10 protein-coding genes are annotated in these 11,851 nt (G+C 49.6%); all 10 read right to left on the reverse strand.

Annotation, left to right across the window (positions count from 1 at the left end; genetic code table 11):
• Positions 1–14: 14 nt before the first annotated feature.
• Positions 15–1,418, reverse strand: a complete 1,404-nt coding sequence (locus tag HPY86_03380; protein ID NPV13957.1) for a hypothetical protein — start codon at positions 1,416–1,418, stop codon at positions 15–17.
• A gap of 4 nt (positions 1,419–1,422) precedes the next feature.
• Positions 1,423–3,843 carry an N-6 DNA methylase gene (locus HPY86_03385; protein ID NPV13958.1) on the reverse strand — a complete coding sequence of 807 codons (2,421 nt, stop codon included), beginning with the start codon at positions 3,841–3,843 and terminating at the stop codon, positions 1,423–1,425.
• A 215-nt stretch (positions 3,844–4,058) separates the two neighbouring features.
• Positions 4,059–4,223, reverse strand: coding sequence for a hypothetical protein (locus HPY86_03390; protein NPV13959.1), 165 nt, complete (start codon positions 4,221–4,223; stop codon positions 4,059–4,061).
• A 122-nt stretch (positions 4,224–4,345) separates the two neighbouring features.
• Positions 4,346–5,098 carry a peptidoglycan DD-metalloendopeptidase family protein gene (locus tag HPY86_03395; GenBank protein NPV13960.1) on the reverse strand — a complete coding sequence of 251 codons (753 nt, stop codon included), beginning with the start codon at positions 5,096–5,098 and terminating at the stop codon, positions 4,346–4,348.
• Entirely contained in the window at positions 5,099–5,977 is an 879-nt protein-coding gene (locus HPY86_03400) for a ParB/RepB/Spo0J family partition protein (protein ID NPV13961.1), read from the reverse strand. It lies immediately after the preceding gene.
• Positions 5,974–6,756, reverse strand: a complete 783-nt coding sequence (locus tag HPY86_03405; protein ID NPV13962.1) for a ParA family protein — start codon at positions 6,754–6,756, stop codon at positions 5,974–5,976. Before HPY86_03405 ends, HPY86_03400 begins: the two co-directional genes overlap by 4 nt.
• A gap of 74 nt (positions 6,757–6,830) precedes the next feature.
• Positions 6,831–8,084, reverse strand: coding sequence for a hypothetical protein (locus HPY86_03410; GenBank protein NPV13963.1), 1,254 nt, complete (start codon positions 8,082–8,084; stop codon positions 6,831–6,833).
• Positions 8,081–9,097 (reverse strand): hypothetical protein, encoded by a 1,017-nt coding sequence (locus HPY86_03415; GenBank protein ID NPV13964.1) that lies wholly within the window; start codon positions 9,095–9,097, stop codon positions 8,081–8,083. Before HPY86_03415 ends, HPY86_03410 begins: the two co-directional genes overlap by 4 nt.
• A 126-nt stretch (positions 9,098–9,223) precedes the next feature.
• The gene (locus HPY86_03420; GenBank protein ID NPV13965.1) at positions 9,224–10,558 is read right to left on the reverse strand and encodes a sigma-54-dependent Fis family transcriptional regulator; all 1,335 of its coding nucleotides are present in this window, start codon (positions 10,556–10,558) and stop codon (positions 9,224–9,226) included.
• Complete coding sequence (locus HPY86_03425; GenBank protein NPV13966.1) at positions 10,555–11,823, reverse strand: hypothetical protein; 1,269 nt, start codon at positions 11,821–11,823, stop codon at positions 10,555–10,557. The genes HPY86_03420 and HPY86_03425 overlap by 4 nt, the downstream gene beginning before the upstream one ends.
• Between the last annotated feature and the right edge of the window lie 28 nt (positions 11,824–11,851).

Below are 11,851 nucleotides of genomic sequence, written 5' to 3' on the forward strand. Positions count from 1 at the left end.
AAAGTAACAGCGGGTTAGTTTCTGAAAGCGGAAAGAATTTTCAGCGCTTCCTCTTCGCTCTTTTCAATGGCAACTTCTACTGCCTTTTTTGCTGTCTCTAACAATTCCTTTGCTTTTCTTCTTGCCTCATGAGATTGCTGAACTAACTCGGCAATTTTTTGCTGGGTTGATAGACGAAGAAAAGGGATTTTTAATTTTTTAACTTGCTCTGGTTTCCAATGAAGTATAACAGAGCCTCCACAATCCCTTTCTATCTGCATTTTTCCAACAATCGAATTTATACATAAGGCAAGATACTCTTTATTTATTTGGCTTTCGTTTATTTGTAAGTTTAAGATACCGCTTGAAATTATTCCTTCTATTTGTTCTTTTACAACATAAGCAATCCCAGGGGTTGCATCCTTGGTTAAAAGAAAATCGCCTTGTTTGGGTTCATAAGTTCCTTTTAATTGCTGGTATAACCCTTCACTTAGATATTTTTGGTCTCTGTCAGTAAATCCGTTTATAGAAAGATTGCTTACTCTAATAAATGGCTTTCCTTCGTCTTGGTAATTCTCGCTTCCAACTTCTATACCTTTTTGAATGCTCAAAATAAATTTTCTTAAGGGTAGCATCTCTATACTTTTTTGTCTCAATTTCTCAATCACCTCTTCATACGCTGGCTGAAAATATTCGGCATCAATTCTATGGGCAGTGAAAGCATCGGAAAGATTAGCAATATATGTTTTTTGATATTTTGGCTTGAAGTCTTTTAACCCGAGTTCTTCTAAAAAAAGGTTTTCGGCTTTGAAGTAGAGGGAGTAAGAATCCTCTATGAATTTTTCTATTTTTAAAAAACACGAACCTAATTTGTTTTGTACTTGTTTAGATATAACAGGTATTTTGAACGAACCTATTTGAAAAGAATTTAAATATGCTTGAGCATTACCTGTAACAAATCTAAAAATTTGCAATTGCCCATACTTGGAAAGAAAAAACAATCCAGCATAGTAAGGCTTAATACTTGGGTCTAAAATTCTAACTCTTGCTATATTTTGATTTATGTTACCTTCATTAATACTATCTTGGACAATAGCTATCTGACCAATTGTTCCTCCGACCGCAGCAAACAATATATCACCAGGATGAATAGCAGATTTTTTATTTTGTTGGTGAAATTCATTTTTGCAAAAAACAATTTCAGCTTTATTTACCATTCCTATGGCAAAATTTTGAGACCTGACAAAAGGTATTCCTTGTTCTTCAAAAATTCCTCCAGGCGGAGTTGTGCCAAAAGCAACATCAGAAATAGACTTGAGCGTTCTTGCGTTAAATTTATGTATGGTTTTAAGATTATTAAAGATAGGTTTGTAATACTCCGCATCTATCCTTTTTGCCCCCTCAAGTTCTGATAATTTTATAATGCTAAATACCGCCATTTTATCATCTCCAGAAATCAAAACCCTGTTCTTTAGCAAACTTAATGAATGCTTCTGCGATTTCGTCTAAATCATGGTCAATTACTGGGTGTCCGTGTCTATCTAAAGCAATGGAACCATCAGGGTTTTTCTTGTACCTATACTCTCCGCTTTCGTTCTTAACCGGCTTCTCATTAACCGCAAAGAAAATCGGGTAGTCCAACTCTTGCATCACCTTTCCGTCAAGCCAGTATTTCTTAAATGCTTCTGTAATCCTTTCATCATTTATGACTAAACTTATCTGACCCGCCAATGTCCTTTGAGAAATTTCTTTTATGAGTTTATCTATCTTCTTTCGTAATGTCTTTATTTCCTTTTTCAATTCTGCTTTTCCTGTAGCATCTACACTTTGGAGTTCCTCCGCTTTTTCTGTTAGAACTTCTTCTAATTCGGACTTCTCCTGAACCAAAACAGCAAGGGGTTTCTTCCCTTCGTTTTCTTCTTCTTGCCCTTCTATTTCTTCAACCTCGCTTTCCTCTCGTGGTAATTCCTCAATGTCTTCTCTGCTTTCAAAATAGGATTCAAGGAAAGAGTTGAGTTCTTCTGGTATTTCATCTTCCTCTACCGAACTATCCCAAGTTATGTTTTGATATTGCTCTTTTAGGTTTTCCCAAAATGCTTCCCATTCACCCTCGTATTTTACCCTTATCTGCTGAATCTCCTCTTTTTCTTCATCCGTATATTTTTGTAAGAACAAAACGCTTGTTTTTGTCCCGGTATGTGGTTTGAATGTGTTAACATGCAAGCCTACCACCGCTAAAATCCTTGCCTCATCAATAACAAATCTTCTGATGTATTCAGCATTTGTATTGTTAAGTAACCCTTGAGGTAAAACAATAGCCATCCTTCCACCAGGTCTTATAAATTGTAAAGAGCGCTCCAAAAAGAGAATATGCCTGCCGATTTTGTTTACCCATCTTCCGTTTTTCTCAGCCAGGCGATAGAGTCTTAAAATATCTCTTTCCTTTACCGTGCCAGCAAATGGTGGATTGGTCATTAAGACATCAAAGTCAAAGTATAAAAAGTTCTCTTGATTTTCGCGGTCTCTTTCGGGGTTGTCAGGGAATCTTAACAGTCTGCCTCTTAAGCCCGATTCTGTTTCATCTTCCCATGTATGAGGTGCTAATGAGTTGTCTTTATAGACATGGGACCTTCCATCTCCTACGATTAAGTTAATTGCCTTGGCAATCTTTACCGCCTTTTTGGCAAAGTCAATCCCGTAAATCTTAGTTTGCGCGAAATTTCTTGCGTTTTCAGGCAGGGGTTTTCCGCTTATCATTCCGCCTGCAACCCACATCACCGAATGCAAGAGAAATCCCGCAGAACCACAGGCTGGGTCAATGACGAATTCACCTGCTTTAGGATTGAGCATTTTAACGACCATATCTTCAACTGGACGCGGGGTAAAAAATTGCCCTTCTTTCTTTTTGGAAACCTGTGGTATTAGATATTCAAAAGCCTCATCGATAATGCGTAAATTAGAATTAAACAACTTTATTTTTTCTAAAAAAGAGACACAAACTTTTAAATGGTCATTTCTCAACTCAATTTTATCTGTTGGCTCAAAAACCCCCTGCCATTCTCTTTTTGCGCCTTCTAACAGAGTTGTTACTGCTCTTTTTACCTGTTCGGAGTTTCTGTCGCCAACAAAAAATTCTAACTGATAAGATGAATTATTGATTCCTTGCCATTCATCGTAGAGTTTGGCGTAGATTAACTTAAAAATTTCCTCAAATGGGTCCACTCCTGCATTGCCTAAAACAAGTTCCTCTAAATCCAGCAATATCTTTTTAAGGGTAGTTTTACCCTTTTTTAATTCATCATTTTCTTCAAGCCAGTTAATACTCCATCTTTCAGTTAAAATATCTCTCAGTGTTTCTGTAACCTTTGGTAGTCTTGGAATCTCCACAAAGATATTTGGTTCTTCGCGATGAAGCCTTATCATTTCATTCCCATTAGACCAAACACCAATCGGTGCGCCTTCTGCATTACAATAACTCTTTAATTGTTCCAAGCCTGCGGTTCTTTGAGGCCTTTTTACCTCAAAGATTATATATGGGTGTTGTAAATCATTGTGAAGTACAACTATATCTGCCAAACCAGAATCTCTTGAGCCAAAATAAACCACCCTCTCAACATCCACTCTTTCTCTTGGATAATTATATTCATTCAATAATCTATAAATCCACAGTTGTCTGACGATTTCTTCAGGGTTTGCCCCCCTGTATTTATCTTTAATCTGGCATCTGATATAAAACCTTCCATCCCGTTCTATAATCATTGCTTCCACAGCGTTTATCTCATCAGGCGTGAAAAGAGACAATCCATGTTTCACATCTGAAGCGGAAAAAATCTGGTTTATTTTCGATTGTTGAGTCTGGGACATCTACACCCCCTTTTATGCATAATGACTTTTCAGTCTGAAATAGCCATTGCTACATTCCGTGCCCGCAACTGCATCTTGCAACGAAATGTAAGGCTCTTCTCCTTGAGTCATTATTTTACTCTTCTTTGCCACAGCATAGGGCAAAAGTTATTTTGCCTTCAGTATAATCACCCAGTCCGCTAAGTCAATTTAGAAAAAAAGGACAATCTTTATTACTAATTAGCGACCGTGCCGGCGTAAAAATCGGGCAGATTCCAAACCATAAAAACGGCATCAGCCGAAAAATTCGCCACCGATTCCCACTTATTAACCATACCAAAGAAAGCCCTGGTTACTACTCCCGGAACGACCCAGGGGACCGTTACCGGTACCCTACCCACTGCGGTAATCCACTGGATTTCAATAAGTTAATGGAGCGTGAAAAAGGCGGGAGTTTGGGGTCTAAAAGATAAGGAGACCATATCCGTAAAATAGAACGCGGTTTTTGTCGTAAAGCCCGATTTTACAGTTTCAGGAGCGTTGCCGGGTCAATCGGTTTGCCATCTTTTCTGATTTCAAAGTGGAGGTGGGGCGCGCTTGCCTGTCCGGTCATTCCGACCTTACCGATTATCTCACCCACCTTGACCGTATCCCCGCGCTGGACCAGCCAGTTTTCCAGATGGCCATAGTAACTTTCGTAGCCCTTTTCGTGCCGTAAAAGGAGGTATCTGCCGAACTGTTTGTCAACCCCCCTTTCCAGAACAACCCCATCTGCGGTCGCCCGCACCAGGCTCCCTTTCTGGCAGGCAAAGTCAATCGCCATATGCTCAATACCCGCCCCGCGCGAGACCACATAGTTGCTCACCGGCACCAGTACCGGCAGGGGTTGACTACCCCAGGGTTGATTTTTGACCCAGTCAGGCAGTTCGGCTGAGTCAACCATTCCGGTCTGCCAGTTAACCGGTGGTGGTGTCAGGTCAACCCCGAGCATCTTTGCCAGTTTCTCCCGCTCCTTTTCAAGAAACTCCAGCCGCTCCTGGAGCGCGGTCACCTTTTTGAACTCCTGTTCCAGTTGCCGGTTGCGCCGCGCCAGATAAACCATCCGGCTGAATCGGTACGCCCCGGACGCCACAAGTCCGAACGCAACAAACAGCATCACCGTCATAAACACGAGCACGACAAACAGAAATCGTGCCAGACCGAGCGAAAGGCTAAACCTTAGCGAGTTGGGTGTGTAGTTGCCGAAGATGAAAACGGTAATCTCTTTGCGTGCCACTTACGGTTGTCTTTTCAGAATTTTAACAATGCGGTTCAGGTCCTCTTCAGAAAAGAACTCAATCACCAGCCTGCCCGGTTTTTTCTCGCCCGCCGCCGGAAAGATTATGACCCGGGTCTGAAACACCTCCTGCAGCGCCTCTTCCAGTTCTTTGATATGGACATCCTTCTCCTTTTCCGGTTGCCGGACCCGCCGCTTTCCTTCGCCACATAAACGTTCCAGGGTCCGCACCGACAGCCCTTCGTTTATCACCCGCTCACACAGCTCCACCTGTTCGCGCCGGCTGTTGATGCTCAAGAGCGCCCGGGCATGTCCGGCTGTGATTAAACCGGCGGCAAGCGCATCCCGAACCCGGAAGGGCAGTGCCAGCAGTCGCAACGCATTGGTCACCGTGGAGCGGTCTTTGCCGACCCGGCGCGCAATCTCCTCATGGGTCAGGTGAAACTCATCGGCAAGTTTTTTGTAAGCAAGCGCCTCTTCAATCGGGTTCAGGTCTTCGCGCTGCAGGTTTTCCACCAGCGCCTGCTCCAGCATCTCCCGGTCCTCAACCGCGCGCACCACCGCAGGCACGGTTGTCAATCCCGCCGCCTTTGCCGCGCGCCAGCGCCGTTCACCCGCCACCAGTTCGTAACCGTCCCGGCGCCTTCGCACCACTACCGGCTGCAAAACCCCTTTCTCCTTGATTGACGCCACCAGTTCCTGAAACTTCGGGTCGTTTTCCCACTGTTTGGCACCCCGTGGCTGAAACGGATTGGGTCTGATTTCGTCAACTGGAATGGGCCGGAACTCGGCTGCCAGCGCTGCCTGGGTTCGTTCGGGTATGATGGCGTGAATCCCCTTGCCCAATGCCCGGCGTTTTTCCTGGGCGCTGTCGCTCATTTTTCCTCCCCTTTCTTCTCGTAGCGGGCAAGCAGTTCATCCGCCAGCGCCAGATAGGACTGGGCACCTGCTGACTGCCCGTCGTATGCAAAGATTGGCTTGCCAAAACTGGGCGCTTCGGCGAGCCGGACACTGCGCGGTATCACCGTGTCAAACACCTGCTCCTTGAAAAAGTCCCGCACCTCCTTCTCCACCTGCTGACAGAGGTTGAGCCGACTCGAAAACATCGTCAAGAGCACCCCCTCAATCTCCAAGAGGGGATTGAGGCTCGTGCGCACTAAATTGAGCGTCTCTAAGAGCCTTGACATCCCTTCCAGGGCATAGTACTCCGCCTGCACCGGGATAATCACCCCGCGCGCGGCGGTCAAACTGTTGATGGTCAGGAGCAAGAGGGAGGGCGGGCAGTCGATGATGATAAACGAGTACTTGGGTTCGATTAACCCAAGCGCCCGACTCAACCGAAACTCCCGCTGTTCCGCATCCACCAGTTCCACCTCCGCACCTGCAAGGTTGATGGTCGCCGGCAGTAAATCCATTCCGGGAAACGGGTTATGGATAATCGCATCGTCAACGCGCTGGGCTTCCAGCAGGGTTTCGTAAACCGATACCGCAACCTTGCTGCGGTCCACGCCCAGCCCGATTGTAGCGTGTGCCTGCGGGTCCATATCAACCAGGAGGGTGCGCGGCTTCCGGATTGCCAGTGCCGCGGCGAGATTAACCGCCGTCGTGGTTTTGCCCACACCGCCTTTTTGATTACAGATGGCAATCCGGCGCGCCATTACTCAAAATTTAGCCGAAAGGCCTCCCCTGTCAACACAGTCAACAATCCGCTACCGGCGCCAAACCGCCCTGTTCAGAATCGGAACTTCAGCCCGAAAGAGTAACTGAACGCGGCAAGGTTGTCGATTGCCTCGCGGTGCCACTCCGGTGCGATGTTTATCATACCCTCCAGAATCAAGCCACCGCGCCGGGTGGTGAGAAACTGCCAGTTGCTGTACAGATTGAACTCATTAAATCGGTAATCGGACTGAAATCCGGAATCGGCAGCAATGTAGCGCCGCATGCCCAGCCGGTCTTCAATGGTCAGCCCGAGCCCGCCCGGTGTAAACACCTCAGCCCCGAGGGAAAAAGCCCATTCATTGTAGTCCTGCTCATCCTGCCGCTGTGTATTCCGGCTCAACTCCCAGTGCGGTCCGAACCGTAAGGCAAAACTCGAGCCCAGCCGCCACTCGCCTTCCAGCTTGAGCCGATTTTCCGCCTGATTTTGATACACCGCGGTTGTCTCATCAAACTGCGTCAGCCGAAAATCCTCCTCAATCGTCAGCGCCCAATCGGTACCAAAATCCTGGGTAAAGGTCACATTGGGATGCTCCTCCCAGTAAGAACGGAATCGGTCCGGATAGCGCCGCCTTGCGAAGTAGTTGTCAATCCCGAACCGGCTGCCGCCCATTGTGTAAACCTCGGCGCCACCGTAAACGGTGTGCTCAGCATAGTTGTTCGTGTCAGCGCGCGGCACGAGCAACCGATTGTTCCCATAGACCAGAGTAAAGAACAGTCCATCATCCGGCTTCAACTCAGCACCAAGCCGGACCCGATTTAAAAGATAACTGGTGTTAAAACTGTCTTCGGGCAGATAGCGCTGCAGTTCCAGCCCTTCACTGAGATTAAGGTTCCAGCCTGACCCCAGGGCGAAGTCAAGTTCCAGACTCAGATTGTTGTTCAGGTAAGAGGTATAAGATACCGAATCGGTCTTCAGTAAAAAACCCGGATGGTAGTACTGCAGTTCACCGTCATACTTACCCTGCAGTTCCAGCCAGGAACTGACCGGCAGGGTAGCGCTTAAATTGAGCCGGTCCCGTATCGAACGGGTAGAAAAAGCCAAGCCGTTACCCGCGCTCCATTCGCCTTGCCTTATCCCAATCCGGTCGTTCCCCTTCTCTGCCGATTCGAGCCAGAAGTCCCAGAAAAGCCGCAGTTCTGTGTCAAGGGCGCTGGTGTCCCGCGTCACGGTGTCAATCACAATGTAGTTTTGCGCGAAGTAGTCGCCGCTCACACCGATTTCGTTTTTGGGGTTCAGACTGAAGATGAAAAGATAGAGGCAAATCATTCCGAATCGGGCGCAGGTGTTTCGGTTTCCAAAACCTCAAGCGCCCGGTTCATCAACCGCTGTGCCTGCGTTGCCTCCTTAAATGCCGCGGCTAACTTCCCTGCCTTTTGCAGTTCACGGGCGGTCTGCTGGTGGTTGCGCGCCTCAAAGAGCAACCTCCGGGCTTCACCGCTTTTCTCCTTCTCCAGTTGTTCGGACCACAAATCGAGCAACCGCTCGGTCTCATTGAGCGTAGTTTCAAGAAGTTCCGGGCTGACATCCTTGTTGACCAGCGCCCAGGCACGCAAAGTTAAATCCCGGCTCGCCAGAGTCAAACGCAGCGCCCTGCCCAGAAACCGCTCCCGAAACCGGTTGCGTGCCTGAACCTGCCACTCATTGGCACGCTGGAACATCTCCTGTGCCCGGACATTTTTTGCCGCCTGAATCGGACCCTTTGCCCGTTCCTGAATCCGTTCGGTCCGCTCCAGTTCCAGTTCCACCCTTTCCGGTGCCAGTATCTGCCTGAGCAGTTTGAGCGCGGCACCGATGTGCTCGCGCGCGGCTATTGTAAACCGCAGCGCCATCCGATAGCGCCGGGCACGGAAGTTGTCTTCAGCGGCTGCCTGTTCTGAACGTGCCATCTGCCACAAATCGCGTGCCCGCTGGTCCTCAATCCGATTGACCAGCGGCTCTGCCTCCTGCATTAACTGCGCGGTCCGCTCTATCTCCTGCCGGACCCGCTCCGGGTTGTTCACCACCATATCAAGCGCCTGCCACGCGCGCTGCCTTGCCGCCAAGGTCCGGCTCAATGCCCAGCGATAACGCCGGCCCCGATACCCATCCCAGGCGCTGTTCTGAATCTCAATTGCGCTTCTCAATACGGTCCGGGCTTCCTCGTTTCCGGACGGTTCAACCACCAGTCGTGCCCGTTCAATAATCTCGTCGGTCCGGCGCAGTTCGGAAACGACCTTGTCCGGACTCTGGGCAAGAACCGTGCCCAGTAAGACCAGAATCAGTAAAGTTAACCTTTTCATATCCATCTTCACGTCAATTAAAAGCAATCGCCGTGCCAGAATTACAACAGATTGAAAATACGTCGCTTAACATTTTGTCCGGGTTAGACAAACTGAACATTCCTGTACCATTCTGGCTCAAAATGTTCACTCGCCATCCTGTGTCTCAATCCCGAACTTTGCCAGTTTTGTGTACAGCATCCGCCGCGTAATCCCGAGCAGTTTTGCCGCCTTGGACTTGTTGCCGCCCGCTCGCGCCAGCGCCTCTTCCACCATTTTGCGCTCCATTTCCCATAAGGAACCGGGTGAGTCCGAGTCTGATTTGCGGGCAAACACCGGCTCGGGAAACTGAATAAACTGGGGTTTTATCTCCCCTTTTTCCGATAAAATCAGCGCCCGCTCCAGCACATTCTCAAGTTCCCGCACATTACCGGGCCAGTCATAACTCAGCAATGTTTTCACCACATCTTCGGAAAGTTCCTTCTGATAACCCAGTCGGGACAAAATGTGCCGGGCAAGCGCCGGAATGTCCTCTTTGTGCTCACGCAATGGTGGCAGATGTATCGGAAATACCGCAAGCCGGTAGTAAAGGTCCTCTCGAAACCTGCCCGCACGGACCTCTTCCGGTAAATTCCGGTTTGTTGCCGCCACAATTCGGGCATCAACCGTTATCGTCTCTCTGCCGCCGAGCCGAACAAAACTTCTGTCCTGGAGAAAGCGCAAAAGTTTCACCTGTAACGACGCGGTGATTTCGCCAACCTCGTCCAGAAAGAGTGTTCCACCCTGCGCCTGCTCCAGCCGGCCCGATTTTCGGCTCGTCGCGCCGGTAAACGCCCCCTTTTCATAGCCAAAAAGTTCTGACTCCAGCAGGGTCTCAGGCAGTGCGGCGGCATGCATCACGACAAACGGGTTTTGCGCCCGGTTGCTCAAACGGTGAATCATCCGTGCCACCAGTTCTTTGCCGGTGCCGCTTTCACCGGTGATAAGTACCGTGGCGTCGCTCTGTGCCACCTTGGCAATCAAACCCTTGACCTTCGCTATTGCCGGGCTATCACCCACCAGTTCCGCAAACCGGCTGGTCAGTTTCAGCTCCTCTTTCAACTGCCGGTTCTCATCTCTGGTCTTCTGATGCTCCCTTATCTTTTCCAGCACCGCCTGGAGGTGGTCCAGCGCCACCGGTTTTGTGATGAAGTCAAACGCACCCTGTTTCATCGCCGCTACCGCCAGGGCAATCGTACCATAACCGGTGATGACCACAACATCGCCTTCGGGATTTACCTGCTTTGCCTTTGCCAGAACCGCCATGCCATCCACTGGCACCATCTTCAAATCGGTAATCACCACATCAAACCTCTCCTGCTCCAGAACCCGGACCGCCTCTTCACCACTGAAAACCGGCTTCACCTCATAACCGAGTTCGCGCAGATTTTCCGCGGTCATCTCGCAGAACCGCCGCTCATCGTCCACCAGTAAAATCTTCATACCGGCAACCAAACCTCCACGGTTGTACCCTGCTCCGGCGCACTTCTCAACCGCACTGCACCCTGATGCAGTTCAACAATCCGTCGCACCACAAACAGCCCGAGCCCGCTCCCCTTCTCTTTGGTCGTGAAGAACGGCTCAAACACCCGGCTTTGGTACTCCTTTGGTATGCCCGAACCATGGTCGGTAACGAGCACCGTTAGCCAGCGTCTGCCGCCCTTCTCCGCGGTTTTCGCCTCAATCCTCAACAATCCACCCTGCGGTTGTGCCTGGAGCGCATTGAGAAACAGGTTCATAAACACCTGGCGCAACTGCAACTCCGAACCCCGGACTTTGGGCAACTGTTCCAGCCGGTTTTCAATCCGTATCCCGTTGCGGTTCAACTCCTCCTCCATTCGTGTGAGAACCTGACCAATCAATGCGCCCAGGTCAACCTCTTCCATCTCACCCGGCTTGCCTGAGCCGATGCTCAAATAGTTGGTCAAAGTCCGGTTGAGCCGTTCCACCTCCTCCCGGATGTAGTCAAATGTCGGGTCGTTTTCTGCCCCGTACCGAATCTTCAGCCGCTCGGTTGTGGCAAGGATGGTGGCAAGCGGGTTCCGGATTTCGTGTGCCAGCGCTGCCGCCATTTCACCAAGCAGGGCGAATGTGCCCGCGCGCGCCGCTGCCTGCTCCAGTTTCAGGGCGTGCCGGGCGATGCTCAAAAGCGCCAGAACCAGCGCGACCAGTGCAATCAGACTCAACCCGTTGACAAACAATAGCGAATTGCGGTAAAGGGTTAGACTGCGGAAAAACCGCGCATCCGCCTCAACCCCGAGCACGCCATCAATCGTACCACCAGCACCGTAAACCGGTGCATAGGCGGTTTTCAGATAGTAAGGTCCGGCTGCGAACAGTCGGGTCCGGCTTGGCATCCCGCTGAAAGCTGATAAGATTTCGGTTGCATCCAGTTCCAGCATCGGGTCGGTCTTTCCTGCTGCTGCGGGCTCCCGCACATTAAACACATAGCGCAGACTCTCGTCAACAAGAAAGATGTTGAACAGGCCCGCTTCGTTCATCGTCTCATTCAGCGCCCGCACCTGCTCCGGTGTCAACTCCCGGGTTCGCAACTGCGTGGCAATCGTCTTTGCCACCGTTTCCAACCGGTTCCCTAACTCCTCTTCGAGCGCCGCTCGACTCCGCGACAGCACCAGCCAGCTGTGGACATTGAAAACCGCAATCACGAGCACCGTCAATACCAGCGCATAAATGGTGAACCGCCGCACTTAAATCGTACTCCTGGTCAAACCATTT

The sequence above is a fragment of the candidate division WOR-3 bacterium genome, from assembly GCA_013177935.1.
Classification (GTDB): domain Bacteria; phylum Hydrothermota; class Tepidihabitantia; order Tepidihabitantales; family Tepidihabitantaceae; genus Tepidihabitans.

What these genes read in the sequence shown, in the direction of transcription:
- HPY86_03415 (NPV13964.1), bottom strand. Translation starts at nt 9,097, where the DNA reads ATGAAAAGGTTAACTTTACTGATTCTGGTCTTACTGGGCACGGTTCTT.
- HPY86_03405 (NPV13962.1), bottom strand. Translation starts at nt 6,756, where the DNA reads ATGGCGCGCCGGATTGCCATCTGTAATCAAAAAGGCGGTGTGGGCAAA.
- HPY86_03420 (NPV13965.1), bottom strand. Translation starts at nt 10,558, where the DNA reads ATGAAGATTTTACTGGTGGACGATGAGCGGCGGTTCTGCGAGATGACC.
- HPY86_03400 (NPV13961.1), bottom strand. Translation starts at nt 5,977, where the DNA reads ATGAGCGACAGCGCCCAGGAAAAACGCCGGGCATTGGGCAAGGGGATT.
- HPY86_03410 (NPV13963.1), bottom strand. Translation starts at nt 8,084, where the DNA reads ATGATTTGCCTCTATCTTTTCATCTTCAGTCTGAACCCCAAAAACGAA.
- HPY86_03385 (NPV13958.1), bottom strand. Translation starts at nt 3,843, where the DNA reads ATGTCCCAGACTCAACAATCGAAAATAAACCAGATTTTTTCCGCTTCA.
- HPY86_03380 (NPV13957.1), bottom strand. Translation starts at nt 1,418, where the DNA reads ATGGCGGTATTTAGCATTATAAAATTATCAGAACTTGAGGGGGCAAAA.